This is a genomic window from Aquisalimonas lutea, from assembly GCF_030409225.1.
In the GTDB taxonomy this organism is placed as follows: Bacteria; Pseudomonadota; Gammaproteobacteria; order Nitrococcales; family Aquisalimonadaceae; genus Aquisalimonas; species Aquisalimonas lutea.
In genome coordinates this window covers 1088986-1115190 of sequence record NZ_JAUFPK010000001.1, presented here as the reverse complement: position 1 = coordinate 1115190, position 26205 = coordinate 1088986, and the positions used below count along the sequence as shown (strand labels likewise).

At 68.8% G+C, this 26205-nt stretch carries 29 protein-coding genes and 1 tRNA gene (1 of these 30 only partly in view); 11 read left to right on the top strand and 19 right to left on the bottom strand.

Translation table 11 applies throughout. From position 1 onward, the window contains the following. Positions 1-14, bottom strand: partial view of a tyrosine--tRNA ligase gene (gene tyrS / locus QWY84_RS05275; protein WP_290201401.1) — the beginning only. Its footprint begins 1195 nt before the window's first position; 14 of the gene's 1209 nt are visible here — the first part of the coding sequence; it begins with the start codon at positions 12-14; its stop codon lies off the left edge, out of view. A 110-nt stretch (positions 15-124) separates the two neighbouring features. On the opposite strand from tyrS, the gene QWY84_RS05270 reads away from it, so the two are divergent. Further along, positions 125-1225, top strand: a complete 1101-nt coding sequence (locus QWY84_RS05270) for an anhydro-N-acetylmuramic acid kinase (RefSeq protein WP_290201400.1) — start codon at positions 125-127, stop codon at positions 1223-1225. A 21-nt stretch (positions 1226-1246) separates the two neighbouring features. Here QWY84_RS05270 and erpA read toward each other — a convergent pair whose 3' ends face one another. Both erpA and argC read right to left on the bottom strand, forming a co-directional pair. Then, the gene (gene erpA, locus QWY84_RS05265) at positions 1247-1600 is read right to left on the bottom strand and encodes an iron-sulfur cluster insertion protein ErpA (protein ID WP_290201399.1); all 354 of its coding nucleotides are present in this window, start codon (positions 1598-1600) and stop codon (positions 1247-1249) included. A 157-nt stretch (positions 1601-1757) separates the two neighbouring features. Then, complete coding sequence (argC, locus tag QWY84_RS05260; protein ID WP_290201398.1) at positions 1758-2789, bottom strand: N-acetyl-gamma-glutamyl-phosphate reductase; 1032 nt, start codon at positions 2787-2789, stop codon at positions 1758-1760. Positions 2790-2988: 199 nt separating this feature from the next. On the opposite strand from argC, the gene QWY84_RS05255 reads away from it, so the two are divergent. Further along, entirely contained in the window at positions 2989-3528 is a 540-nt protein-coding gene (locus QWY84_RS05255; protein WP_290201397.1) for a peroxiredoxin family protein, read from the top strand. A gap of 7 nt (positions 3529-3535) precedes the next feature. Further along, on the top strand, positions 3536-3961 hold the full coding sequence (gene hemJ, locus QWY84_RS05250; RefSeq protein WP_290201396.1) for a protoporphyrinogen oxidase HemJ: 426 nt from the start codon (positions 3536-3538) through the stop codon (positions 3959-3961). Positions 3962-3999: 38 nt separating this feature from the next. On the opposite strand, the gene QWY84_RS05245 is transcribed toward hemJ, so the two are convergent. Further along, positions 4000-4494 (bottom strand): hypothetical protein, encoded by a 495-nt coding sequence (locus QWY84_RS05245; protein WP_290201395.1) that lies wholly within the window; start codon positions 4492-4494, stop codon positions 4000-4002. A 253-nt stretch (positions 4495-4747) separates the two neighbouring features. Here QWY84_RS05245 and QWY84_RS05240 point away from each other — a divergent pair, with 253 nt between their 5' ends. Further along, the gene (locus QWY84_RS05240; protein ID WP_290201394.1) at positions 4748-6133 is read left to right on the top strand and encodes a DegQ family serine endoprotease; all 1386 of its coding nucleotides are present in this window, start codon (positions 4748-4750) and stop codon (positions 6131-6133) included. Positions 6134-6172: 39 nt separating this feature from the next. On the opposite strand, the gene bfr is transcribed toward QWY84_RS05240, so the two are convergent. From bfr to QWY84_RS05220, 4 genes are all read right to left on the bottom strand, one after another. After that, positions 6173-6637 (bottom strand): bacterioferritin, encoded by a 465-nt coding sequence (gene bfr / locus QWY84_RS05235; protein WP_290201393.1) that lies wholly within the window; start codon positions 6635-6637, stop codon positions 6173-6175. Between the two features lie 122 nt (positions 6638-6759). After that, positions 6760-6999, bottom strand: a complete 240-nt coding sequence (locus QWY84_RS05230) for a bacterioferritin-associated ferredoxin (RefSeq protein ID WP_290201392.1) — start codon at positions 6997-6999, stop codon at positions 6760-6762. A 67-nt stretch (positions 7000-7066) separates the two neighbouring features. Next, positions 7067-9337 (bottom strand): phosphoenolpyruvate--protein phosphotransferase, encoded by a 2271-nt coding sequence (gene ptsP, locus QWY84_RS05225; RefSeq protein ID WP_290201391.1) that lies wholly within the window; start codon positions 9335-9337, stop codon positions 7067-7069. A 122-nt stretch (positions 9338-9459) separates the two neighbouring features. After that, positions 9460-10002, bottom strand: a complete 543-nt coding sequence (locus tag QWY84_RS05220) for an RNA pyrophosphohydrolase (protein WP_290201390.1) — start codon at positions 10000-10002, stop codon at positions 9460-9462. 133 nt (positions 10003-10135) lie between these two features. Here QWY84_RS05220 and QWY84_RS05215 point away from each other — a divergent pair, with 133 nt between their 5' ends. Genes QWY84_RS05215 through QWY84_RS05205 form a run of 3 tightly spaced genes read left to right on the top strand, consistent with a single transcriptional unit; the run spans position 10136 to position 11874 of the window. Continuing rightward, complete coding sequence (locus QWY84_RS05215; RefSeq protein WP_290201389.1) at positions 10136-10789, top strand: histidinol-phosphatase; 654 nt, start codon at positions 10136-10138, stop codon at positions 10787-10789. Positions 10790-10793: 4 nt separating this feature from the next. Continuing rightward, positions 10794-11153 (top strand): CidA/LrgA family protein, encoded by a 360-nt coding sequence (locus QWY84_RS05210; RefSeq protein WP_290201388.1) that lies wholly within the window; start codon positions 10794-10796, stop codon positions 11151-11153. Next, complete coding sequence (locus QWY84_RS05205) at positions 11146-11874, top strand: LrgB family protein (RefSeq protein WP_290201387.1); 729 nt, start codon at positions 11146-11148, stop codon at positions 11872-11874. The genes QWY84_RS05210 and QWY84_RS05205 overlap by 8 nt, the downstream gene beginning before the upstream one ends. Here QWY84_RS05205 and QWY84_RS05200 read toward each other — a convergent pair. Both QWY84_RS05200 and QWY84_RS05195 read right to left on the bottom strand, forming a co-directional pair. Beyond that, the gene (locus QWY84_RS05200) at positions 11865-12419 is read right to left on the bottom strand and encodes a phosphoribosyltransferase family protein (protein WP_290201386.1); all 555 of its coding nucleotides are present in this window, start codon (positions 12417-12419) and stop codon (positions 11865-11867) included. The genes QWY84_RS05205 and QWY84_RS05200 overlap by 10 nt on opposite strands. Before the next feature lie 57 nt (positions 12420-12476). After that, a tRNA-Gly gene (locus QWY84_RS05195) sits at positions 12477-12552 on the bottom strand. 184 nt (positions 12553-12736) lie between these two features. On the opposite strand from QWY84_RS05195, the gene QWY84_RS05190 reads away from it, so the two are divergent. The 4 genes from QWY84_RS05190 to QWY84_RS05175 all read left to right on the top strand — a co-directional run bounded on the left by QWY84_RS05190 (position 12737) and on the right by QWY84_RS05175 (position 16801). Next, positions 12737-13660, top strand: a complete 924-nt coding sequence (locus QWY84_RS05190) for a LysR family transcriptional regulator (protein ID WP_290201385.1) — start codon at positions 12737-12739, stop codon at positions 13658-13660. 72 nt (positions 13661-13732) lie between these two features. Then, positions 13733-15454, top strand: coding sequence for a M14 family metallopeptidase (locus QWY84_RS05185; protein WP_290201384.1), 1722 nt, complete (start codon positions 13733-13735; stop codon positions 15452-15454). A 117-nt stretch (positions 15455-15571) separates the two neighbouring features. Further along, a complete protein-coding gene (locus QWY84_RS05180; RefSeq protein ID WP_290201383.1) occupies positions 15572-16192 on the top strand; it encodes a hypothetical protein in 621 nt (206 codons plus the stop codon). Positions 16193-16219: 27 nt separating this feature from the next. Further along, positions 16220-16801, top strand: coding sequence for a hypothetical protein (locus tag QWY84_RS05175; protein WP_290201382.1), 582 nt, complete (start codon positions 16220-16222; stop codon positions 16799-16801). Here QWY84_RS05175 and QWY84_RS05170 read toward each other — a convergent pair. From QWY84_RS05170 to QWY84_RS05130, 9 genes are all read right to left on the bottom strand, one after another. Beyond that, the gene (locus tag QWY84_RS05170) at positions 16785-17009 is read right to left on the bottom strand and encodes a DUF1289 domain-containing protein (protein WP_290201381.1); all 225 of its coding nucleotides are present in this window, start codon (positions 17007-17009) and stop codon (positions 16785-16787) included. The two genes, QWY84_RS05175 and QWY84_RS05170, sit on opposite strands and share 17 nt — an antisense overlap. 113 nt (positions 17010-17122) lie before the next feature. After that, entirely contained in the window at positions 17123-19111 is a 1989-nt protein-coding gene (locus QWY84_RS05165) for a transglycosylase SLT domain-containing protein (protein ID WP_290201380.1), read from the bottom strand. A gap of 89 nt (positions 19112-19200) precedes the next feature. Beyond that, positions 19201-19710, bottom strand: coding sequence for a gamma-glutamylcyclotransferase family protein (locus QWY84_RS05160; RefSeq protein WP_290201379.1), 510 nt, complete (start codon positions 19708-19710; stop codon positions 19201-19203). Continuing rightward, positions 19711-20412 (bottom strand): ABC transporter ATP-binding protein, encoded by a 702-nt coding sequence (locus QWY84_RS05155; RefSeq protein WP_290201378.1) that lies wholly within the window; start codon positions 20410-20412, stop codon positions 19711-19713. After that, complete coding sequence (locus QWY84_RS05150; RefSeq protein WP_290201377.1) at positions 20412-21167, bottom strand: ABC transporter ATP-binding protein; 756 nt, start codon at positions 21165-21167, stop codon at positions 20412-20414. Before QWY84_RS05150 ends, QWY84_RS05155 begins: the two co-directional genes overlap by 1 nt. Continuing rightward, positions 21164-22453: a branched-chain amino acid ABC transporter permease gene (locus QWY84_RS05145; protein ID WP_290201376.1), complete on the bottom strand. Its 1290-nt coding sequence runs from the start codon at positions 22451-22453 to the stop codon at positions 21164-21166. Before QWY84_RS05145 ends, QWY84_RS05150 begins: the two co-directional genes overlap by 4 nt. Continuing rightward, positions 22450-23400 (bottom strand): branched-chain amino acid ABC transporter permease, encoded by a 951-nt coding sequence (locus QWY84_RS05140; RefSeq protein ID WP_290201375.1) that lies wholly within the window; start codon positions 23398-23400, stop codon positions 22450-22452. The genes QWY84_RS05145 and QWY84_RS05140 overlap by 4 nt, the downstream gene beginning before the upstream one ends. Before the next feature lie 87 nt (positions 23401-23487). Further along, complete coding sequence (locus QWY84_RS05135; RefSeq protein WP_290201374.1) at positions 23488-24747, bottom strand: branched-chain amino acid ABC transporter substrate-binding protein; 1260 nt, start codon at positions 24745-24747, stop codon at positions 23488-23490. Between the two features lie 231 nt (positions 24748-24978). After that, the gene (locus QWY84_RS05130) at positions 24979-26199 is read right to left on the bottom strand and encodes a pyridoxal phosphate-dependent aminotransferase (protein WP_290201373.1); all 1221 of its coding nucleotides are present in this window, start codon (positions 26197-26199) and stop codon (positions 24979-24981) included. Positions 26200-26205: the final 6 nt, after the last annotated feature.

The window sequence follows — 26205 nt, the reverse complement described above, 5'->3', positions numbered from 1 at the left end:
TCCACGTCGACCATGCCATTCTCCCCTGCTGTGGAGCGCGGCATTCTAACAGGAGCGGGCGTGGCTTTCCGCACGGCTGTGCGCGTACTATCCGGCCTATATCAGTCAACCCGGGAGCACGCCCATGCCCGAGCCCTTGTACGTCGGACTCATGACCGGCACCAGCATGGACGCCGTCGACGCCGTGGTCCTCGATACCGACGGCCGGCGCGCGACGGTCTTCGGCACGCACTCCGCGCCCCTGCCGGCGGCGTTGCGCGACCGGCTGCTCGCGATCAACGACTCCAGCCCGCTGGCCGAGATCATGGCGCTGGACGCCTCTCTCGGGGACATCTTCGCCGGGGCGGTGAATCAGCTACTGGAGACGACCGGCGTCACGGCGGCGCAGATCCGGGCGATCGGCAGCCACGGCCAGACGGTGTGGCACGCTCCCGACCGGGTGCCTCCGGGCACCTTCCAGATCGGGGATCCATCCCGGCTGGCCCAGGCGACGGGCATCGCGGTGGTGGCGGATTTCCGGCGCGGCGACATGGCCGCCGGCGGGCAAGGGGCGCCGCTGGCGCCGGCGTTCCATCACGCCTTCTTCGCCGACCCGGACGAGGATCGCGTGGTCGTCAACATCGGCGGCATGGCCAATATCACCTGCCTGCCCGAGCGTTCCCGGCCCGGCGAGATCACCGGATTCGATACCGGCCCGGGGAATGTGCTGCTGGACGACTGGCACCGCCGCCACCGCGGCGGTGCTTTCGACGCCGGCGGCGCCTGGGCCGCCTCGGGCGATATCGCCCCCGAGCTCCTGGCTGTCCTCCGCCGGGATCCCTACTTCCGGCGCCCGCCGCCCAAGAGCACGGGGCGTGACCACTTCAACGCGGAATGGCTCGCGGCGGCCGGCGTCGAGGCGTGGCCGGCTGCCACCGTGCAGGCGACCCTGGCGGAGCTCACCGCCGGTACCATCGCGGACGCGCTGCATGCCGCCGTGCCCGCGGCGGACCGCGTGCTCGTGTGCGGCGGCGGCGCAAGGAACGACGACCTCATGGCCCGGCTGCGCACCGCCCTACCCGGCATCCCCGTCGCCGCGACCGACACGGCCGGCATGGATGCGCAATGGGTGGAAGCGGCGGGCTTCGCCTGGCTGGCCTGGGCACGCCTGTCCGGGCGCGCCGGCAACGTGCCCGCGGTGACCGGTGCCCGGCGGCCGGTCACCCTGGGTGCGGTCTATTCCTGAGAGGGTGGTTGCGCGCCGGGCTCAGACGGCGAACGAGGAGCCGCAGCCGCAGGTGGTGGTCGCGTTGGGGTTGCGGATCACGAACTGGGCGCCTTCAATGCCTTCCACGTAGTCGATCTCGGCGCCCATCAGGTACTGCGCGCTCATGGGGTCGACCAAGAGGGTGACGCCGTTTTTCTCCATGGATGCGTCGCCGTCTTCCACGTTCTCATCGAAGGTGAAGCCGTACTGGAACCCCGAGCACCCCCCTCCGGCGACGTAGACACGCAGCTTCAGCGCCTCGTTGTTCTCCTCGTCGAGGAGCTCTCGCACCTTGTTCGCCGCGCTGTCGGTGAAGACCAGCGGCGCATCCTGCTCAACAGCTGCTTCCGCCATGGATCGGGCCTCCGGATGGGTCAATTCTGGTCCTTCGCAACGGTCGAGCCCGGGCAATACCCGCGCGCCCGCAATTCAGACCGCTCTGTATCCATTCTCCTCCCGGCGCGCGGGACCGTCAACTTGGGCGCGGGCCCGAAGCGTGCCCGCAGCCCCTTCAGGGCAGGACCGGAACGGCTTCCAGGCCTGCCGTCTCCGGCAGGCCGCACATCAGGTTCATGTTCTGTACGGCCTGGCTCGCAGCACCCTTGGTCAGGTTGTCGATGACCGACAGCACGATGGCCGTGCGTCCGTCCTGGGGCGGGTGCACCGCAATCCGGCAGAGATTGGTCCCGCGTACCGTGCGGGTCTCGGGGTGGCTGCCCGCCGGGAGCACGTCCACGAACGGCTCCCCGGCATACCGGCGCTCATACAGCGCCTGCAGGTCGGGCGCCCCGGAACGCAGCGGCGCATAGAGGCTCGCCTGCATGCCCCGCGTCATGGGAACGAGGTGCGGCAGGAAGGTCAGGCCGACCGCCCCGCCGCTGAGATCCTCCAGGGTCTGCCGGATCTCGGCCAGGTGGCGATGACCGGCCGCGCCGTAGGCCCGGAAGTTCTCGTTGGCCTCGCCGAACAGCATCGGCACCTGGGCCTTGCGCCCGGCTCCGGACACGCCGGACTTGCAGTCGGCGATAAGGGTATCGACGTCCACCAGCCCGGCCTCGATGAGCGGCAGCCAGCCCAGGGCCACCGCCGTCGGGTAACAGCCCGGGTTGGCGACCAGCCGTGCCTGCCGGATGGTCTCCCGGTGCATCTCCGGCAGCCCGTAGACGGCTTCCTCGAGGAGCTCCGGACAGGCGTGCGGCATGCCGTACCAATGCTCCCAGGCGGCCGCGTCGTGCAAGCGGAAATCCGCGGCAAGATCGATCACGCGGGTGCCCGCGGCCAGGAGCTCCGGCACCATGCCCATGGCGGTGCCGTTGGGCGTGGCGAAGAACACCAGGTCGCAGCCGGCCAGCTCGCCCGGGTCCGGCTCGGAGAAGCGGAGATCGACGTGGCCGCGCAGCCCCGGGAAGACCGAGTCCACGGGTGCGCCGGATTCCGCACGGGAGGTGATCGCACGCAGGCGGACCTCCGGGTGCCCCGCCAGCAGCCGCAGCAGCTCGAACCCCGTGTAGCCGGTACCACCTACAATGCCAACGCTGATCATCAACTCACCTCGGAGCGCTCCGCCGTGCATCAAGCCCCGCCCTGGGGGCCTGTCATTGTACGCCGCCTCCGGACCGTGAGCCAGATCAGGGGAACCCACCGGTCGCCGTCGGGGTCTGCAGCATGTGTACCGTCTGTGGCGGGGCAGATGGTCGCGGCTGTACAATCCGCCGGGTCGAGACCCTGATGCAGAGAACCCGATGATCAAGCGCAAGGACTTCTGGAGCGGCCTCGCTGCCGTCGTCGTCGTAATCGCCGCAGGCCTCGCCTGGGTCGCACCCTGGCAGGGCGAGCGCGCTCCCGAGGTCCGGCTGGAGACCCTGGACGGCGAGCGCTTTACCCTGGCGGATCTCCGCGGCCAGCCCACCATCGTCACCTTCTGGGCCACGACCTGTACGACCTGCGTGGAGGAGATCCCCCATCTGAAGGAGCTGTACGAGACGTTCCATCCCCGCGGCTTCGAGATCATCGCCGTCGCCATGGCGTACGACCCGCCCGAGCAGGTGCGGGCCATGGCCGAGGAGCGCAACCTCCCGTACCGCGTCGTCCTGGACCGGGGAGGCAGCATCGCGCGGGCGTTCGGCGACATCCGCGTAACACCCACCACCTTTGTCCTGGGCCCCGACGGCGAGATCCGGCAGCGGCGCCTGGGGATGCTGGACATGGAGCGGCTGCGGGATCGGCTGGAGCGCATGGTTCCCGGCGAACCGGTCGCCCTGGCGGATTCGGCGCGAGGCTGAGCCGCTCATGGCGTATCCCTGGCTCAAGGCCTTTCACCTGGTTGCCGTGGTCACCTGGTTCGCCGCCATCTTCTACCTGCCGCGGCTGTTCGTCTATCACGCCATGGCGGACGACACTCCGGGCCGCGAACGCTTCAAGGTCATGGAGCGCAAGCTCTACCGGGGCATCATGACCCCGAGCGCCGTGGCGGCCATCGGCCTGGGCATTGCCCTGCTGGTGCTCAACCCGGCGTGGCTTCAGCAGGGCTGGATGCACGCCAAGCTGGTGCTGGTCCTGGTACTGGTGGGCTACCACCTGTGGTGCGGGCGGCTGGTCCGGCAGTTCCGCGACGACCGCAACCAGCGGAGCCACCGGTGGTACCGCGTATTCAACGAGGTACCGGTGCTCCTGCTGGTCGCCATCGTCGTGCTGGCGGTGGTCAAACCCTTTTGACGGGCCGGGCGCACCCGGCCCGCAGACGCACTACCCGATTACTGCCCCGGATTCATCTCGGTGATCTCCAGAGTCGCCGGCTCCAGGCTGTTCGAGCCGTGCACGCCCACCCAGATGTTGTAGTTGCCGCCCTGGGGGTTGTTGAAGGTCACCACCGGATCCAGCCCCTCCCGATCGTCGTTGCAGTACCAGCGCCGGTCGGGCCCGTAGACCACGAGCGTGGTATCCGCCGAGCTGCGCGCACGGATATAGAGGGAGTACTCCCCCGGCCTGTAGTTGAGATCGACATCCGGCGCCGCGGCGTGGATGTAGCCGGTGCAGTTCGGCCCCAGGGAGCCGGATACCGAGTTGTTCCCCCCGGCATCGATCTTCAGCGTCCACGGGTCCGGCGTGAATCCGGACTGCAGATTGGTCGTGGTATACGTCGGCACCGCCTGCCAGTTCGGCTCCTGGGCCATGGCCGCAGATGCCCCGGCCAGCAGTGCCGCCGCGACGAGTGCCGCTCCCGTTCCTGACTGTATCGATTTCTTCATTGTTCTCTACTCCCTTGTGCCGAATGCCGGCTCTGCCTCACAAGCCCCCAGCGGGTTCTGTTAACGGGGCTCGTGCCCTGTCGATGACGTTCCGGCGCTGCCCGGGCAACGCACGGTCCTGTTTATATTACCGGCCTGAACCGGTCAAGCGACCATGCCCCATACCGGAACAGTCCGCGCGGATCGCCTGTCGATGGAGACATGAGTGACTCCATCGCGGAGATCAATGGCAACCGAAGAGGAGAGCGATCCCATGAAACACGTGCAACGCGTTCTGGCCAGCGTGGCCCTGATTGCGGCACTGGCGGCCTCGCCCGTACATGCCGCGCTGCCGTCGGCGGGCAGCAGCGGCAACGGGCAGCCGACCCTCGCCCCGCTGGTCGAGGAGGTGTCGCCGGCGGTGGTCAACATCGCCACCCGGGGAACCGTGGAAGCCGAGCAGCATCCGCTGATGCGGCACCCGTTCTTCCGGGAGTTCTTCGATGAGCTCCCCCGCGAGCGGCGGCAGCGTGAAGTGCAGTCCCTGGGATCCGGCGTCATCGTGGACGCCGACGAGGGCTACATCCTCACCAATCACCACGTCATCGCCAACGCCGACCAGATCACGGTGGGCCTGCAGGACAACCGCGAGTTCGAGGCCGAAGTGATCGGCTCGGATCCGGAAACCGACATCGCGGTCATCCGCATCGATGCCAACAACCTGGAGGAAGCAACGCTGGGTGACTCCGACACGCTCCGCACCGGCGATTACGTGCTGGCGCTGGGCAACCCGTTCGGACTGGACCACACCGTCACCAGCGGCATCGTCAGCGGGCTCGGCCGCAGCCTGTCCGGGCGCGCATCCCAGGCACGCATCCAGGACTTCATCCAGACCGATGCCTCCATCAATCCCGGCAACTCCGGTGGCGCACTGGTGGACCTGAACGGCGACGTCGTGGGCATCAACACGGCCATCCTGTCGCGCAGCGGCGGCAATATCGGCATCGGCTTCGCCGTGCCGATCAACATGGCCCAGACCGTCATGGAGCAGCTCATCGAGCACGGCGAGATCCGGCGCGGCGTGCTCGGCGTCCGGGTCCAGGACCTAACCGGGGAGCTGGCGAACGCCATGGACGTCGATGCCGACCAGGGCGCACTGGTCGCCCAGATCAGCCCGGGGTCCGCTGCGGAAGAGGCCGGGCTGCAGCAGGGCGACGTGATCACGGCGGTCAATGACGAGACCATCGAAGGCCCCAACGCCCTGGCCAAGGCCATCGGTCTCATGCAACCGGGCGACGAGGTCCGTCTCCGCATCCTGCGCAACGGCGAGGAGCAGACGGTCACCGCCGAGCTCCAGGCACGGGATGAGACCGCCATGCGATCCGGCGCGGGCACGACCAGCGGACCGCTGGCGGGTGCCACATTCGCGGATCTCGACGAGAGCTCCTCACTGCACGGCAAGGTGGACGGTGTTCGGGTGACGTCGGTGGAACCAGGTTCCAGCGCGGCCCGCTATCTCCAGGAAGGGGACGTGATCACGTCGGTGAACCGGCGGCCGGTGACGTCGATGGACGAGTTCCGGCAGGCGATCCAGGGGCAGAGTGAGCTCCTGCTCCACGTCTACCGGGGCGACCGGGCCCTGTTCATCGTGGTGAAGTAGGGAGGCACCCGGGCCGGCCCCGGGGGGCCGGCCCGGCATTCAGGCCTGGGACTGCTCGTAGTTCTCCCGCCCGAGGCGGTCGAACAGGCCGATCTGGGTTTCCAGGAAGTCCACGTGCTCTTCCTCGTGGGCAAGCATCTCTTCCAGAAGATCGCGGCTGGCGTAGTCCTCCACCGACTCGGCGTAGGCGATGGCCTCGCGCATGTCGGCACAGCCCTGCTCCTCGAGGCGCAGGTCGCATTCCAGGATCTCGCGGACGTCCTCGCCGATGAGCAGCTTGCCGAGATCCTGCAGGTTCGGCATGCCTTCCAGGAACAGGATCCGGTCGATGAGCTTGTCGGCGTGCCGCATCTCGTCGATGGACGCCTTGTACTCACTGCTGCCGAGCTTCTCCAGACCCCAGTCGTTCAGCATGCGGTAATGGAGGAAGTACTGGTTGATCGCGGTGAGTTCGTTGTAGAGCACCTTGTTGAGGTGCCCGATCATCTTGGCGTCACCCTTCATGAGGCGGCTCCCGTCTGGTTGGTCGCTGATACCGGTATTGCCGATATGCACAGTCTAATACAGGACGACGGCACAAGGGGAGCCGGGTGCCGGGACGACGGGACGGTGATCGGAGCGACGGCTCAGGCGGACTGGCGTGCGACGGCCTCATCCGCGAGCGGCGGCAGCTCGATGTGCACGGGGGTTGCCTTGAGGGTGGCGCGCGCCCGGTTCAGCACCTCGCGCGCCTCGGGACCACAGCGGCCGCAGCAGGCGCACAGCCCGAGCTGATGGCGCAGATCCCGCATGGTCCGTGCACCACCCTGGACAACCGCCCGGCGGATGTCGTGATCAGTAACCGCATGGCAAAGGCAGACGTACATGGCAACCTCCCGATTGGACGGTTGCAGTGTGAATGCAAATGCGACTGATTGTCAATTGACAGGAAGGCTACTTGCCGGCGCGCACGAGGCCGCCGAGCCCGGCCTCCTCCAGGGCGCGGTTCAGGCGCCGGCGTACGTCGGCGGGGTTCTCCAGGGTCAGGGCCTCTTCCAGCAGGGCCGCTGCCTGCTGGCGGGTAAAGCTGCGGATCACCCACTTCACCCGCAGCAGGCTGGATACGCTCATGCTCAGCCCTTCCACCCCCAGCCCGAGCAGAAGGATGGCCGAGGCCGGATCGCCGGCCATGGCCCCACAGACGCTCACGTGGCAGTCGTTGCGCACGCCCGCCTCCACCACCTGGCGCACGGCCTGCAGAACCGCCGGGTGCAGCTCGTCGTAGAGGCCGGCCACGCGGGCATTGTTGCGGTCCACCGCAAGCAGGTACTGGGTAAGGTCGTTGCTGCCGATGGAGAGAAAGTCGACGCGCCGGGCGATGCTGTCCGCCTGGTAGACCGCTGACGGCACCTCCACCATGACGCCGATGGACGGCATGCTGATCTCGACGCCCTCCTCCTCCAGCTCCGCCCGCGCCCGATCGAGCAGCACGCGCGCCTCGTCCACCTCCTGGACGCGGCTGACCATGGGCAGCAGGATGCGCAGGTTGCCGCAGTCGGCGTTGGCCCGCAGCATCGCCCGCAGCTGCGTGAGGAAGATCTCGGGATGATCCAGCGTGAGGCGGATGCCGCGCCAGCCCAGGAAGGGGTTCTCCTCGCGCACCGGGAAATACGGCAGCGGCTTGTCGCCGCCCACGTCCAGCGTGCGCAGGACCACCGGCCGGGGCGCGAACGGCTCCAGCACCTGGCGGTAGACCACCGTCTGCTCGTCCTCCCCGGGGAAGCGCTCGCGCACCATGAACGGGAATTCCGTGCGGTGCAGGCCGATGCCGTCGCAGCCGCTGGCGAGCGACGAGGTAATATCCGCCATGAGCCCGGTATTGGCGTACAGCCCCATGCGGAAACCGCACGGGGTCTGCGCGGGCTCGTCCCGGAGCACCTGCAGCTCCTGGGAGAGCTCGGCGTCCTCCCGCACCAGCCGGTGGTACTCCTTGCGTACCTGCTTGTCCGGGTCGATATGGACCCGACCGCTGTAGCCGTCGGCGATGAGATCGCGGTTTTCCAGACGCCCCACGGGCAGCTCCGCCACCCCCATGACCGCGGGGATATTGAGCGCGCGCGCCAGGATGGCGACGTGCGAGTTCCCCGAGCCGCGGGCCGTCACCACGCCGTGCAGGCGCTCGGTAGGGATTTCCGCGAGCTGCGAGGCGCTGATCTCCTCGCCCACGAGAATGGTGCCCTCGGGGACGTCGCGGGTATCGCCGCTGTCCATCTGCAGCCGCATGAGGATCCGCCGCCCGACGTCGCGGATATCGCTGGCGCGCTCGCGCAGGTACGGGTCCTCCATCTCGTCGAAGACGCTGACGTGCTGCGCGATGCTGTCGCGCAGGGCGCCGCAGGCCCAGTTGCCCTCGCGGATGCGCTGTTCCGTGCCGTCCACCAGGCTCTCGCTGTCGAGCATCTTGAGGTAGACGTCGAACATCATGTGCTCGTCGGAGGGGATGGCGTCGGCGAGCCGATCGGCGAGATCCTGCACCTCGGCGCGCACCGCCTGCAGCGCGGCCCGGAACGCGGCGACCTCGCTCTCCACGTCCTCCACCGGCCGGTCGGGCACGGCGAACAGGTCCGCCGGCGAGTAGGCGACCATGGCCCGGCCGAAGGCCACGCCCGGGGCGCCCGGAACCCCCTGGAGGGCGCGCCGCGTCAGCGGCAGCGGCGTGGGCAGCCCGCCGGAGGTCTCGCCGCCGCTGGCCTCGCTGTGGGCGATGGCCCCGGAGAGCTGCGCGGCCATGGTGACGATGAACGCCACCTCCTCCTCGCCGAAGCGCCGCCGCGCCGCCTGCTGCACCACCAGCACGCCCAGCAGGCGGCGGAAATGAATGATCGGCGCCCCCAGGAACGAGTGGAACTTCTCCTCGCCGGTCTCCGGGAAGTAGCGGAAGCGCGGATGGGACTCGGCGTCCTCTAGGTTCAGGGGCTCCTTGCGCTCGCCCACCAGGCCCACCAGGCCCTCGTCGAAACGCAGCCGCACGTGCCCCACCGAATCCGGATTGAGCCCGCGCGTGGCCATGAGGACGAATTCCTGGGTGTCCTGGTCCACCAGGTAGACGGAGCAGACATCCACGTGGGTACTGTCCGCCACGCGCTTGACGATGATATTGAGCGCGTGCTGCAGCCCGCGTGCGGCGTTCACCTCCTGGATGATGCTGTGAAGCGTCTGGAGCATGCCAATCGTCCCGTCGCGCCCGCCGGACGGTCACTGCGGACGCGGCTACGCCCCCAGGGTCACCGTCCCCGATTCGCCAAGATTACAGGAAGGCCGGGGCTTGTCCCATGCCGGGGCGCCGATCAGCCCCCGGACGAGCGCCGGCGCCGGTCCGGGCCGTTGCGCCCCGGCGCACGCCGGGCCGGTGCCCCGTCCGGGAACAGCAGCGGCGCCAGCTCACGCAACGCCCGGCGATAGACATGGCGCTTGAAGAAGACAACATCCCGGGCCGGCCGCCAGTAGTCCACCCAGCGCCAGTCGTCGAACTCCGGGGAGCCGCTGGCGTCGAGCCGCACGGCGCTCTCGCCGCCGGTCAGCCGCAGAAGAAACCACTGCTGCTTCTGCCCGATGCACACGGGCCGCTGGTGCCTGCGCACCAGATGCCGGGGCAGGTGGTACCGCAACCAGCCGGCTGTCGCGCCGACGACCTGCACATGCTCCGGCGCCAGGCCGACCTCTTCGTACAGCTCGCGGTACAGGGCCTCCTCCGCGGTCTCGTGGCCCTCGATACCGCCCTGCGGAAACTGCCAGGCGTTCTGGCCGATGCGACGCCCCCAGAACACCCGGCCGTCATCATTGCAGAGGATAATGCCGACGTTTGCTCTGAAGCCGTCCGAATCAATCACTTATGCCGTTATCCAGTTGTAGGGCTCGCTATTTGCATTGTTCCACAAACGGGCTGTAACCGGCAAACTGGGCGCCTCGGGCGAAGGGATCGGGCCCATCATCCCGCGGGCGATTCTTCCGGAAAGGTTCCATATGGCACTGGCTTTGTTCGACCTGGACAACACCCTCCTGCACGGCGACAGCGACTACCTCTGGGGGCGCTTCCTCCTTGCGCGCGAGCTCGTCGACGCGGCCGTATTCGAGTCCGAGAACGAGCGCTTCTACCGCGCGTACCAGGAAGGCACGCTGGACCCGCTGGAGTACCTGCGCTTCGCCCTGGCACCGCTGGCCCGGCACGACCCCCGCGAGCTGCACGCGTGGCGGCGGGAGTTCGTGGACGAGTGGATCCGCCCCCGGGTCCTGCCCCGGGCACAGGAACTGGTACGCGAGCACGCGGGGCAGGGCGACACCACCGTGATCGTCACGGCCACCAACCGCTTCATCACCGAGCCCATCGCGCAGCTGTTCCAGGTCGAGGACCTGCTGGCGACGACGCCCGAGCAGCGCGACGGCCGCTACACCGGCGAGGTGACCGGACCCGTCACCTTCGGCGCCGGCAAGGTGGACGCCCTGGAGCAATGGCTCGCGCAGCGCCGGGAGTCGCTCCGGGGCAGCCATTTCTACAGCGACTCGCACAACGACCTGCCCCTGCTCGAGCGCGTCGATCACCCGGTGGCCGTGGACCCCGACGACCTCCTCCGCCGCCGCGCCGAGGCGGCGGGCTGGCCCACCATCAGCCTGCGGTGACGCCATGAACCTGATCCACGGCATGCTGGGAATCCTGGCCTGTCAGCTGGCCGGCGAGGCCATCGTGCAGCTGGCCGGAATCCCGGTCCCCGGGCCGGTCATCGGCCTGGTCCTGCTGTTCGCCTTCCTGCTCTGGTACGGGGAGCCGCCCCCGGCCCTGCGCCGCGTCAGCGACACGCTCCTGGACTACCTCGCGCTGCTGTTCGTCCCCACGGGGGTCGGGCTGATGGTGCACTTCCCCCTCATCGCCCGGGACTGGCTCGCCATCGGCGTGGCGCTGGTGATCAGTACCGCGGTCACGCTGGCCGCCACCATGCTGGCGCTGCGTGCCATGCTCGCGCTGCGGAGCCGCCGCGATGGCTGACGAGATCACCAGCATCTGGGTCTACCTGGCCACGTCGCCATTGCTGTGGCTGACCATGACGCTCGCGGCGTTCGCGCTCGGCAGCTGGCTCAATCACCTCCTCGGCGGCAGCCCCGCGCTGCACCCGGTGCTGCTGTCCATGGGCCTGCTCATCGCCGTCCTCCTGCTCACCGGCACGGACTACGACACCTACTTCGAGGGCGCGCAGTTCGTTCACTTCATGCTCGGGCCGGCGACGGTGGCCCTGGCCATTCCGCTGTACGACCACCGGGAGCAGATCCTGGCGTGGCTCGGGCCGCTGCTGGTGGCCGGCCTGGCGGGCACCGCCGTGGCGGCGCTGTCCGCCGTCGTGGTCGGGGCGCTTCTGGGCGCCGGGCCGGCCACGCTGCTGTCCATGGCGCCCAAGTCGGTGACCTCGCCCATCGCCATGGGGGTCGCCGAGAAGCTCGGCGGCCTGCCGTCGCTGACGGCGGCTCTGGTCCTCATGACGGGCAGCCTGGGCTGCGTCATGGCGCCGCCGCTGATCCGGCTGCTGCGCATCCGCGACGACGCCGTGAAGGGCTTCGCCATGGGGCTGACGGCGCACGGGCTGGGTACGGCCCAGGCGTTCAGCATCAGCGCCACCGCGGGCGCATTCGCGGGCCTGGGCCTGAGCCTGGCGGGGCTGCTGACGGCGTTCCTGCTGCCGCTGCTGGTGGGCTTTCTGCCGATTCAGCCCTGATCGGCGAACAGCGGCAGATGGGCCAGGGCAACGGCATCGCCCGGGTCATCGCCCTCGGTGCAGATGGCCGCCCGCGCCACGACCGTGGCCCTGGCCGCGTCCATGACCTGCTGCATGCCGTCCAAGGTGGAGCCGGTACTGATGACGTCGTCGACGAGCACCACGCGCCGCCCTTCCACCAGGGCGCGGTCCTTGGCGTCGAGGTAGAGGGTCTGCTCCGTGCCGGTGGTGATGGAATGGGTCGTGGCCTTCAGGGCATCGCCCATGTAGCCCTTCCAGCTCTTGCGCAGCACCACGTAGGGCTGATTCGTGCGTACCGACAGGGCATGCGCCAGGGGGATGCTCTTGGCCTCCGGCGTGACCAGGGCGTCGTACTCGAACGCGGCCAGGCGTCCGGCGAGCAGCGTCGCCGCCGTCTCCACGAGCTCCGTGTCGCCCAGGATGTTGAGCACCGCGATGCGGATGCCGGAGCCCACGCTCATCAGCGGCAGGTCCCGCGCGACGGGACCGATGGTCAGTCGATGGGTCTCAGGGGCGGACGGCATGGCTTCCACCGGAACGACAAACGCCCCGGGGCTCGAGCGCCCGGGGCGCGGGGGATCTGGAGCGGGTGATGGGACTCGAACCCACGACTTCAACCTTGGCAAGGTTGCGCTCTACCAACTGAGCTACACCCGCCTGAACCAATGAGTCGAGAGTGTAAAAAAACGGGCCGGACCATTGCAAGGTGATCCGGCCCTTCAAGGACGGTGGTGACAAGCCGCGGGCATCGGCGGGACTGCTCACGACTTGGCGTCTATTGTTTGTCATCGCCAGGAATGAAACAATCTCTCATTCATCATTTTTTGCATGAGATTACTTCATGTTTCTCGATCTGCGCCATCTCCGCGCCCTGCTGGCCATCCGCGACCACGGCAACCTGTCCCAGGCCGCCGAGTCCCTGCATGTCACCCAGTCGGCGCTGTCCCACCAGCTGCGCGCCCTGGAGGACCATTTCGATACCCCGCTGTTCTTCCGCCGGTCCCGCCCGCTGCGCTGGACCCCCGTCGGCGAGCGCCTCCTGCAGCTGGCCCAGGAGATCGTGCCGGAAGTCGAGCGCGCCGAGACCGAGCTGCGCAGCACCGGCGACGGGCAGCAGGGACGGCTGCACATGGCCGTGGAATGCCACAGCTGCTTCGAGTGGCTGATGCCCACCCTGGACCGCTATCGCCCGGACTGGCCCGGCGTGGAGCTGGACCTGTCCATGGGCTTCAGCTTCCACCCGCTGCCGGCGCTGTACCGCGGCGACGTCGACCTGGTCATCACCTCCGACCCGGAGGAGACGCTCACCGGCCTGACCTATGTCCCGCTGTTCCGCTACGAGATGCTGCTGGCGGTGGCGCGGCAGTCTCCGCTGGCGTCCCGGCGCTGGATCGTTCCCCGGGACCTGGGCGACCAGACCCTGATCACGTACCCGGTCTGCCCGGACCGGCTGGATATCTATACGCGCTTTCTGGAGCCCGCGGGCGTCGACCCGGCCGAGCGCCGCACGGCCGAGCTGACCGTCATGCTGGTGCAGCTCGTCGCCAACGGCCGCGGCGTCGCCGCGCTGCCCAACTGGGCCCTGCGCGAGTACCAGGACCAGGCCAGCGTCCACGGCCTGCCCCTGGGCGAGAACGGCCTCTGGAGCACCCTCTACGCGGCGGTGCGCGACGAGGACCGCAACAAGCCCTTCGTCGACGCCTTCATCCGGCTGGCGCGTGAGCGGACCGCCGAGACGCTGCCCGACATCATCCCCTCCCGCTGACAAACCCGCTGCCGTCGGCTATTACGTTAAGGGAACGCTGAACAATTCCCGCGTTCTTCCGGGGAGCCCGCCATGCCGCGCATTCAGGAGCTCGACCACGGCTTCCGCCACCGCTACCTGGATTACGCGACCCTCACCGCCCAGCTCGAGGCCTGGAGCCAGGCCTTCCCCGGGATCGTCCATCTGCAGAGCATCGGCACGACGCCGGAGGAGCGCTCCATCTGGCTGCTGACCATCGGCCGGGAGCCCCGCAGAACGCGGCCCGCCGCATGGGTGGACGGCAACATGCACGGCACCGAGCTGGCGGGCTCCAGTGTCGCTCTCGCCATCGCCGAGAGCGTCCTGCGCATCCACATGGAACCCGAGCGCGCGGGCGAGGATTTCCCGCCGCCCCTGGTCGAGGCCCTGCGCGCCGTGCACCTGTACGTGGCCCCGCGGCTGTCCCCGGACGGTGCCGAGGCCGTCCTGGCGCACGGCGGCTTCATCCGCTCGGTGCCGCGCGCGTCCGACCCGGACCGCCCCGGCGCCCGCTGGCGGCGCATGGACCTCGACGGCGACGGCCGTTGCCGCCAGCTGCGCGTGCGCGACGCCGCCGGCGATTTCGTTCCCTCCAGCGTCTTTCCGGGGCTGATGCTGCCGCGCGATCCGGATGACCCGCCGCCGTATTACCGGCTCTACCCGGAAGGCGAAATCGAGGGCTATGACGGCTTCAGCATTCCGGAGCCGGATCCGCTCAGCGACACGCCGGACCTGAACCGGAACTTCCCCTGGGACTGGCGCCCCGAGGCGGAGCAGACGGGGGCCGGCGCATACCCCGGCAGCGAGCCGGAGTCCGAGGCGGTGCTGCGGTTCGCCGCCGCCCACCCCAACCTGTTCGCCTGGCTCAACCTGCACACCTTCGGCGGCGTGTTCATCCGCCCCCTGGGCGCGGCGCCGGACAGCCGCATGGATGCGGGCGACCGGCGGCTGTACCGGCAGCTCGCCACGTGGGCGCAGGCCTACACCGGCTACCCCACGGTGAGCGGCTACACCGAGTTCACCTACGAGCCGGAACAGCCGCTGCACGGCGACCTCACCGACTTCGCCTACCACCAGCGCGGCTGCCTGGCGGAAGTCTGCGAGCTGTGGGACCTGTTCCGCCGCATCGACATGCCGGAGCAGGCCCGCTTCGTGGATCACTACACCGCGGCCGCCCGCATCGACATGGAGAACCTCGCCCGCTGGGACGCGGACCACAACGACGGCCGCATCTTCCGGGACTGGCAACCGCTGGAGCATCCGCAGCTCGGCCCCGTGGAGGTCGGCGGCCTGGACCCGGTGACCGGCATCTGGAACCCGCCGCCGGAGACGCTGCCGGCTATATGCGAGGGAGTCGCCGCGTACTGGCTCCGCGTCGCGGGCCTGCTGCCGCGACTGGTGGTCGAGGAGGTCGTGGTCAGCCACCTGGACGAGCGCCTGCTGGAGGTCACCGTGACCATCGCCAACCACGGCTACCTGGCCACCAACGGCATCCCGTCCAGCCACGGGCTGCCCTGGAATCACGGGGTCACCGCCGAGCTGGATCCGCGCGACTGCCACCTTGCCCATCCGCAACAGGCGCGGCGAGAACTGGGCGCCCTGGACGGCTGGGGCGACGGCCAGGGCAGCAGCAGCCACATGCCGTGGTTCCAGCGCTCCCGGGGCAGCAATCATCGCCGGCAGGTGACCTGGCTGATACGCGGCGAGGGAACGCTGGAGCTGTCCGTGGGCAATGCGCGGCTCGGCTGGTGGCAGCAGACCGTGGTGGCCCGCTGATCCCGCGGACACGGCCGCGGCAATGATGGATGATTCCCGGACCCCGATGCCCTCGCTATCTGGCATGATGCCCGGGACGAAGCAATGACGACATCCGGCCACCTTCGGGGCAGCCCCATGCGACGACTGCTGTACGGCACACTCGCCTACCTCCTCGCCGGCGCCCTGGCGGCGCCCCCGCTGTCGGCGGACGAGCGCGCGGCAGCGCTGCAGGTGGATCGCCGCGTGTACGCGGGCCTCTCCGGGATGACCGCACAGTCCGACATCCATGTCGGCGGCGGCGCCGGCGGCGACGTCAACACCCTGAGCGACGGTTTCCTGCTGCGCCTCGGCCGCACGGGCCGACCGGCCCGCTACGACGTGGAGCTGGCGCGTACCCGCTACGAGGAGGGAACGCTCCTGCTGGGCATGGTCTCGCTGGACTACCTCATTCCCTGGGGCGACCTCTTCTCCGGCTTCGTGGGCCTGGTCGGCGGATACGCGCGCGTTGAGTGGAAGGGCGACGACCCGTTCAGCGGCGGGGCCGATTTCAACACCGACGGCGAGACCGTCTCCGGCGGGGTCATCGGCTTGCGGGGCGGCGGCCTGATCGAGGTCACGGACCTGGTGCAGGTGGAGATCGGCTACCGCTATCTGCATACCGGCATGGATCAGCGCTTCACCGGCGGCGCGCGCAGCGGACGCGTCGACATCCGCAACGTCCGCATGGTTCACGCGGGCGTCAACTTCCGTTTTTAATGTCCTGCAGGATACCAGGAGCCGACAATGCGCACTGCTGTCACGGGCCTGATCACCGCCAGCATGCTGGCTCTCGTCCTTGTCACTGCGCCGGCCGCGGCCCGGTCCGGAGACGACACGGGCGCACCGTTCATCGGCGCCGGCACGGGGCCGCACCGGCTGCATTTCGACAGTGACGACCGCGCCGCGGTGGACGTCGCGCGGGAGGACGAGCCCGGCGGGCACCTGCGGGTCGGGGTCGTGGAGGGGGACCGACGCGTCTACGGCCAGTGGACCGTGATCCGGCCGGCCGACTACCTAGTGTCGTCACTGACCGCCAACATCGACTACCTCTGGCACGCCGGCGGCCCCGTCACCCTGTTCGGGGGGGTGGGCGGCGGCGCCATCACGCTGAGCTGGGACGGCGACAACAGCTTCGACACCATGGCGGCGGTCAGCGCCCAGGCGGGCGTCATCCTCGACGTCACGCGCAGAATCGACCTGGAGCTGGGTGTACGGCAGCTGTTCACCCGGCTGCGCACGGATCCGCGCGGCCCGGACGGCAACAGCGTGGACGTGGACCTCGACCGGCTCGGCGCCGCCACCGCGGGAGTCAACGTCCGCTTCTAGTATCCTTCGCGCCGGGCTCCTCCGCCGTCCCCTCAGTAGTGCTGCCGCGGCCGAGCCGCTGCAGCACCTCGCGCTTTTGCGCAACGCTCATGCGCGACCACGAGGCGATCTCGTCGAGCGTACGGCCGCAGCCGAGGCAGTGCCGGCGCTCGCCATCCATCTGGCAGAGCCCCACGCACGGGGATTCAGGGTACGACGACACGGACATCGAGCGGCCTCCCGGTTGACGGCCCCGCGCGACCAAGGGCGGGTTGCCGGGCGGCAACCCGGGACACATTCTCGGCCCACCGGACGGATCGGGCAAGGCCGCGACACGGCTCCCTACCGGGTAACCGGCTCGCCGGCCCGGCCCGACGGCATGGCGAGCCCGCCGCCCATGGCCAGCTCGCCACCGCCGGGCATCGCCGGCATCAGGCCGGCCAGGCGGCGCGATTCGCCGTGCAGCTGCCAGTCGAACACGGCGCGGAACGCCAGCACGCTCTTGACGTAGTCCCGCGTCTCGCCGTAGGTGATGTTCTCGATCCACACGGCGGCCGGCTGGCCGGCATTGTCCTCCGCCCACTGCTGCGCGCGCCGCGGGCCCGCGTTATAGGCCGCGGCCGCCAGGATGACATTGCCGTCGAAGCGCTCCAGCATCTGCCGCAGGTAGGCAGCGCCCAGGCGCGCGTTGGTCGCCGGATCCAGCAGGTCGGCCGCGCTCGGCAGCGAAAGGCCGAGATCCCGCGCCACCCGCCGGCCGGTGGCGGGCATCACCTGGAGCAGGCCCAGCGCTCCGGCGCGGGAGCGCGCATCCGGGGAGAACGCGCTTTCCTTGCGCGCCACGGCGAACACCAGCGCCGGGTCCAGGCCCTCCGCCTCCGCGGCCGCGGTGAGCGTCTCGCGAAATCCCGCGGGAAAACGCAGCCCCAGCGCGTCGTGGAGGCCGGCGCCGTTGGCGCCGCGGATGGCCCGGTCGTACCACCCCCAGTCCCGGGCCAGCATCGCCGCCTGCGCCCGCGTGTCCGCGTCGTCGCCGGCCAGGGCGGTAATCCATTCCCGGCGCGCCCGGGAGATCATGCCCACCCGGAGCAGCTCCCGGGCGCGGCGAAGCCCCGGGCGGTCCGCCAGCCGCGCCTGCTTCTCCGGCTCCGCCTCGGGCTGCCGCGGATTCATGGCGTACGACCGGCCGATGGCATCGGCCGCGAGGAACCCGTAGTAGTGACGCTCCCCGGCCAGCTCCCGGAAGGCATCGCGGGCCCGCTCGCGCTCGCCCGTCCGCCAGAGTGCCTGCGCCTGCCAGTAGCGCCACTCTCCCGTTTGCCGTTGGGTGCCGGCCAGGTCCGCGATCGCCGCGAGGGCAGCCTCCCAGTCCTGCTGCCGGACCGCCGCCCGGGCCCGCCACTCACGCACCTCGTCGTTTACCGCCTCTTGCGGTAGCGCCTGCAATCGCTCCAGCGCGTCCTCATCCCGGGAGTAGGCGGAGCGCAGGGCGATCTCGCGGCGCAGCGCCGTGCGGGCACCGTCGGACAGGACACCGCGCTCGGCCCAGGCCGCCAGCAGCGAGCGGGCCGCATCCCGGTCGCTGCGGGCCAGCCGCTGTAGACCGAATCGCACGAGCTGGCGGCCCCGCCGGGTGTCAGCGGCGAACTCCGGTTGCTCCAGTGCGGTTGCCGGATCCCGTGCAACCGCCAGCCAGTGGTCCAGCCACGGGCGATCATCCGGGTGCAGGCGCCGGCGCAGGGCCAGGGCGAGATCGGCGTTGCCCGCATGCATGCTGCGGGTGATACGTTCCCAACGCTGCTCGCGGGTCAGTACGTCGCGCTGGTACAGCTCGGCGAACACCGGGTCGCAGGCCCGCGGCTGGGACTGCCCCACCAGCCACAGCTCCCGCGCCCGTGCCAGCCACCGGTCATCCACGCCGCGCGCGGCACGGCGCGCCTGCAGCGCATAGCATTGCAGCGTTGCACCACCGCCGCCGCGGTAGAAGTGGAGAAATTCCTGCCAGTCCGCCCGTCGCCCCAGCTCGTGGAGCCAGCGATACCGGAACCGTTGTCCGACCGGGCTGCCGCCGTGGGCGTCCAGGAACGCGCGGGCCCGGCCGGCGTCGAGGCGGCCCGGCGCACGCAGCAGGTAGTCGTGTTGCAGGTAGGCTGTCAGGGGGTAGCCGCTGAGGCGCTGTTCCAGAGCATCGATATCCATGGCCCGGCCCTGCGCGATGCGGTCCCGGGCGTCCCGGAACAGCTCGCGCTGGTTCGCCAGCCGATCATCCGCAGCCGCGTTCTGGCCCAGCGCCAGAAACGCCACCAGCACCATCGCCAATGCCCGAGGCATGCCCGCCCCTCCGGTTCACCCTTCGCATGAGGATGCACGCAAAAGTCCCTGAGGAAAAGGCGAAATTCGTCACGGTTTGAAAAGAAAAATCAATCGGCAGCCGCAAGGAGCGCCGCGTGGCGGGCGGCCCGCTCCGCGTCGGGATCCTCGATCACGGGCTCCCGGGCGATACGCGCCACATAGCCCGACGGGAAGCCGTGCTCCTGGGCTCCGGCGAGCACGATATCGCGGTACCAGCGGAACGGCTGGCGGTTGTCGTCGATGGTGCCGGGGACCGCAACGTAGCAGAACACCGATACGGAATCGGCGCCGAGCAGAACCTGCCGCTCCTCGATATGGTAACCACGCCCCAGGTCCTCGGCACGATCCAGCACCGGCTGCTCGCTGGCATGGACGTCGTAGACGACACCGTGGACCACCTCCCCCTCGCATGCCGCGATGTTGCACTTGGCCGTGCCGTCCTGGCGGCTCACGTGGTGGAAATGCAGGCTGTGCCCGGCAAGCGACGCCGCGCCGACAAGGCGGGCCGACGGCGTGCGCTCGCGCAGCCGCGCCACCAGCATGTTGGAACCGTAGGCAAAATACCGTCGCCAGGTCATTCAGACCTCGAGCCACTCCCGGCGGATCTCGGGGGAATCCTGCAGCTGCTGCGGTGTCCCGTCAAAGACGATCTGGCCGTCGCCCATGACGTACAGGCGATGGGAGATGTTCAGCGCAATGCTGAGCTTCTGCTCCACCAGAAGCACCGCGAGCCCGTCCGCGGCAAGCTCCTGCAGCAGCTCCGAGAGCTCGGTCACGACGCGCGGCGCCAGCCCCTCCGTGGGCTCGTCCACCATGATGCAGCGGGGGTTGCCCATGAGCGTACGGGCGATGGTGAGCATCTGCTGCTCGCCCCCGGACAGGGCTTCGCCCGGCGTATCGCGCCGCTGCTCCAGCTGGGGGAAGCGCTCGAACACCTGGCGATAGCCCCAGCGGCCGCTGCGGCTGCCGCGGCTGCGCTTGACCCCGAGCTCCAGGTTCTCGGCAACCGAGAGCCCGGGGAAGATGGCGCGGTCCTCCGGTACGTAGCCGAGCCCGAAGTGGCAGATACGATGAGCGGGCTGTCCGGTGATCCGCCGGCCGTCGAGATGGACCTCGCCCACCGGGGGCACGATCCCCATTACCGACTTGCACAGCGTCGAGCGCCCCACACCGTTACGGCCCACGAGGCTGACGATCTCGCCGGCGCCGACCTCCATGGACACGCCGCGCAGGACATGGGACTTGCCGTAGTAGGCGTTCAGCTCCCGGGTGGCCAGCATCAGTGCACCTCCGTGCCGAGATAGGCTTCCTGGACCGCGGCGTTGGCGCGAACCGCCTCGGGGACATCACTGGCGATCACCTCGCCGTAGACCAGCACCGTGATCCGGTCGGCGAGATTGAACACCACGCCCAGGTCGTGCTCCACCAGAACCAAGGTGCAGTCCTGGGTGATCTCCCGGATCAGCTCCACCATGGCATCCGCCTCGCTCCGGCTCATGCCGGCCGTGGGCTCGTCCAGAAGCAGGACCTCCGCCCCCGAGGCGATGGTGGCGCCGATCTCCAGCGCCCGCTGCTCGGCATAGGTGAGCAGCGATGCCTGAACATCGCGCTTGGCGGTGAGGTTCAGCCGTTCCATGAGCTCTTCCGCACGGGCCGTGACGTCCGGCTGCGCGTTCACCAGCTTCCAGAATGCATACCCGTGGCCGCGGGACCAGAGCAGGGCGCATCGCAGGTTCTGCATCACCGTCATGTTCTGGAACAGGTTGGTGACCTGGAAGCTGCGGCTCAGGCCCATGCGGTTGATCCGGTGCGGGGGAAGGCCGCCGATACCCCGCCCGAACAGCTCGATGGCCCCCGAGGTCGGCTCCATGCGCCCGCTGATCAGGTTGAACAGGGTCGACTTGCCGGCACCGTTGGGACCGATGATGACATGCCGCTCGCCGCGGGGGACGTCCAGGTCCACGCCGCGGATAATCTTGGCTCGGCCGAAATCCTTGGTCAGCCCGTGCAGGGCCAGGGCCGTGTGATCACTCATCGGTCACCCCCGGAGGCATGAATGGCCCGCTGCATCACTGGCCGGGCATGGAAGATGAAAACCGCGATGCCGGCAGCCAGCACGGCAAAGGCGAGCAGCCACGGGAGCGCATTGGTGACATTGACCGTGAACATGAACAGCCCCATGGGTTGTTCCGGGTTCCAGTGCTGGAACAGGTGATACGCCATCTCGATGACCGCCACCAGCCCGAGGAACGCAACCAGCATCGACCCGGCAGCGTACAGCCGCGCGGCCACCGAGCCGCGCCAGTCGCCGGCCCGCCAGGCGCCGTACCATTGCAGGGCGAGCCCGGCCAGGCCCTGGGGCGCGAACATCACCACGGCGACGAACAGCAGGCCGAAGTACAGCAGCCAGGCGTTCGTGATCGCGGAGAGCTCGCTTTCGAGAAACACCACCAGGATCGCCCCCACCACGGGCCCGATGAATACCAGGATGCCGCCGATGTAGGCGCTGAGCAGCACCACGCCGGACTGCACCATGCCGACGGTCTCGGCGGTGATGATCTCGTCGACGATGATGAACAGGCCGCCGGCGAGCCCCGCGAAGAACGACGCCAGCACGAACTGGAAGAAACGCACCATCTGCGGGCTGTAGCCCACGAACTGGGCCCGCTCCGGGTTGTCGCGCACGGCATTGGCCATCCAGCCCAGGGGCGTCTTGCGCAGCAGGTACATGGCGAGGGCGGCGATGAATGCCCATACGGCGACCAGGTAGTATGTGCTCAGCCCCGAGCTGTACTCCGCCCCCACCAGGGACGCCGGCACGGTACGATTGCCGTACAGCCCCGACTCGCCGCCGAAGAACCCGGTGAACATGAGCGAGCTGGAGGAGACCAGCTCGCCGATGCCCAGCGAGATCATGGCGAAGACCACGCCGGCGCGGCGGGTGGACACGGCACCGAAGATCAGGCCGAACAGCAGCCCGCCGGCGGCACCCACCAGGGGCACGAGCTCCAGGGGCAGCCCGAATCCCGTGGCCTCGATGTAGCGCAGCATGTGCATGGCCATGTAGCCGCCCAGCCCGAAGTAGACCGCATGGCCGAACGACAGCAGGCCGGTATTGCCCAGCAGCATGTTGTAGGACAGGGCGAAGATGACCATGACCCCCATATGGCTGAGCATGGTCAGGGCGTGGCTGGAATGCATGAACAGCGGTACGGCCAGGGCGATGACCGCGGCCACCAGCCAGGGCCCGGCCCGCTGGAGCCACACGCGTGCGACAGGAGTGTCGGCCAGGGCGCGGGCGTTGGTCTGTGATGCGCTCATGTTTCACGCTTCCCCATCAAGCCGCGCGGGCGGAATATCAGCATCAGCACCAGCAACAGGTACGGCAGAATCGGTGCGATGCGCGTGGTATCCAGGTACCAGAGGGTGGCGAAGAAGCTCTCCTGCGATACCGCATAGCCGAACAGGGCGCCCAGCTCCGCAAGCGACCAGTCCACGGACAACGCAAACGTCTGCAGTACGCCGATGAGAACGGAAGCGATCAGCGCCCCCTGGATGGAGCCCAGGCCGCCGACCACCACCACGACGAACACGATGGGGCCCATCATGAACGCCATGCCGGGCTCGGTAACGAGCTGGATGCCTCCGACCACGCCGCCGAGAGCCGCCAGGCCCGTGCCGAAGGCGAATACCCAGGTAAACACCTGCGGGACGTTGTGCCCCAGGGCGGAGACCATGTCCGGCCGCGACAGCGACGCCTGGATGATCAGTCCTGCGCGCGTGCGCTTGAGCAGCACCCACAGGCCGATGAACATGACCACCGCGACCACCAGGACGAAGGCGCGGAACGCCGGATAGTTCGTCCCGAATAGCGAGAACAGTGGAAAGTCCAGGGCCTCGGGCACCCGGTAGTCCATGGGAACGTTGCCCCAGAACAGCCGCACCAGCTCCTCGACCACGTAGGCGAGGCCGAAGGTGAACAGCAGCTCGGGCACGTGACCGAACTGGTGCACCTGGCGCAGCCCGAAGCGCTCCACGGCCGCGCCGATGAGCCCCACGGCCACGGGCGCCAGGAACAGGGCCACCCAGAACCCCGTGTACAGGCCGATGGTATAGGCGAAGTACGCGCCCAGCATGTAGAAGCTGGCATGGGCGAAATTGAGCACGCCCATCATGCCGAAGATGAGCGTCAGCCCGCTGGAGAGCATGAACAACAGCATGCCGTAGAGCAGGCCGTTCAGAAGGGAAAAGACGATTGTCTCAAGCATGCAGGTCCCACCACCGCTCGCTGCCGGTTGAAGCACCCCCGGCCATCGGGCCGGGGGTGCGCATACCGCGATCGACCCGGAGCCGGATTACGGCCGGTCCATCTCGCAGCTGCTCTCGACGGTGGCCTCCGAGGCCGGGATCTTCGCCAGCGTACGGAACCCGACTCCGGAGTTCTCGGCGTCGTAGGTGACGTCGGTATCCATGACGGAGATGTACATGGGCTGGATGATCTGGTGGTCCTTGGCGCGCATGGTCACCGTCCCGGTCTGGGACTCGAACTCCATGCCTTCCAGGGCATGGGCCACCGGCTCCGCGGCGGTGGTGCCGGCTTCCTCGACGGCGGCCTTGAGCATGTACATCTGGTTGTAAACGCGGTGGTAGTACCAGTCGATCTCGGGGTAGCGCTCGGCGAAGGCCTCGTACCACTCGCGGTACTCATCGTGGCCCTCGTCGACGTTGACGTTGGCGTGCCATTCCGTGATCTGGGTCAGCTGCCCGGCACCTGCCTCACCCAGAGCCGCCGGCACGCCCAGGCCGCCGCCGTAGTAGGTGTGGAAGGTGACATCCAGGCCGGCGTCGTCGGCCGCTTCCACCAGCAGGGTCAGGTCATTGCCCCAGTTGCCCGTGATGACCGTATCCGCGCCGGACTGGCGGATCCGCGAGACATAGGGGGCGAAATCGCGCACCTGGCCGATGGGATGAAGGGCCGAGCCGACGATCTCCACGTCGGGCATCTTCTCCGCGAGCATCTGGCGCGCCTGCTCTTCCACCACGTGGCCGTGGGAGTAATCCTGGTTGATCAGGTAGACCTTCTCGGCCTCTCCCTCCTCGGCCATGTAGTTGGTCAGCGCCTCGATCTTGATGCGGCTCTCGGCGTCGAAGCGGAAATGCCAGAAGCTGCAGTTCTCGTTGGTCAGGGCCGGATCCACCGCGGCATAGTTCAGGTACAGGAGGCGATTGTCCGGATTACGCTGGTTGTTGCGGTTGACGCTCTGGACGATGGCGCTGGCGACGTTGGAGCCGTTGCCCTGGGTGACGAACGGGATCCCCTGGTCCGCCGCGCGCTGGACGAGCTGCGCCGATTCCGACGGGCTCTGGCTGTTGTCCATGGGCACGATCTCGACCGGCCGCCCCATGATGCCGCCCTCGTCGTTGATCCGGTCGGCAGCGAAGCGGAAATGCTTCAGACCGGCATCGCCGACATTGGCGAACGGACCGGACAGCGGCTCGATGTAGGCGATCCGGATGGGATCACCGGACTGGGCACTGGCAAGGGATGCCACGGTCATGGCGCCCGCGGCGGCGAGACCGGCGAGGGCGCGGGCCATACGGCGTCGGTGGTTCATGTTCTCCTCCAGGCAACGGTGCGGATTCCGTTGATTGTCATTGATTTTTTGTCAGGCACGGAGCCGCTTCGGGCGGTCTCCGCAAGCCGGCGCACGCCGGCATGCCACCATGTATATTCGCTCACTGGCCGGAACGCAATCGTGCAGAGCAACAAAATCGGAAGAATATTCCGCATAGCGAAACATGAGGCGGGTACCGGGTTCGCGTGAGCACGGCGGACCGCGCCCGGGTCAGGCGGCCTGGCGATACCGGCGCAGGAAGCGCTCCAGCTTGTCCAGCGCCTTCTCCAGGTCCTCCACGTGGGGCAGGAATACCAACCGCAGATGATCGGGGTTCGGCCAGTTGAACGCGGTCCCCTCCACCAGCAGCAGATGCTCCTGGCGCAGCAGCTCCAGCACCAGGCGCCGGTCGTCGCTGACCGGGTAGACATCGGGGTCGAGGCGGAGGAACAGGTACAGCGCCCCGCTGGGCTGCACGCAGGACACCCCCGGAATGGCATTGACCCGCTCCCAGGCGAGCTGGCGCTGCTCGTGCAGGCGCCCGCCCGGGGCCACCAGGTCGTCGATGCTCTGGTAGCCGCCCAGGGCCGTCTGGATCGCGAACTGGGACGGCACGTTGGCGCACAGCCGCATGGAGGCCAGGATGCTCAGGCCTTCGACGTAGTCCGCCGCCCGTTCCTTGCCCCCGGACAGGACCATCCAGCCGGACCGGAACCCGGCGGCGCGGTAGCTCTTCGAAAGGCCGCTGAAGGTCACGCAGAAGCAGTCCCCGGCAAGGCGGGCCAGGGGCACGTGACGGGCGCCGTCGTAGAGGATCTTGTCGTAGATCTCGTCGGCGAACAGCACCAGGTCGTGCCGGCGGGCCAGCTCCACCACCTGCCGCAGGGTCTCCTCGCTGTAGACCGCGCCCGTGGGGTTGTTGGGATTGATGACCACGATGCCCCGGGTGCGCTCGCTGATCTTCGCCTCCATGTCCGCGAGATCCGGCTGCCAGCCGTTGGCCTCGTCGCACAGGTAATGCACCGGCCGGCCGCCGGAGAGGCTCACCGATGCCGTCCACAGCGGATAGTCCGGCGCCGGGATCAGGAGCTCGTCGCCGTTGTTGAGCAGCGCCTGCGTAGCCATGACAATCAGCTCGCTGACGCCGTTGCCCAGGTAGATGTCCTCCAGGGCCACGTCGTCGATGCCGCGCTGCTGGCAGTGCTGCATAATGGCCTTGCGCGCCGAGAAGATGCCCTGGGAATCGGAATACCCCTGGGCCGCCGGCAGGTTGCGGATGACGTCCCGGAGGATCTCGTCCGGCGTTTCCAGGCCGAAGGGCGCGGGGTTGCCGATATTGAGCTTGAGGATGCGATGGCCCTCGTCCTCGAGGCGCCGGGCCTCTTCCAGGACCGGGCCACGGATGTCATAGCAGACGTCGGCGAGCTTGTGGGACTTGCGGATCAGCGACACGACGGG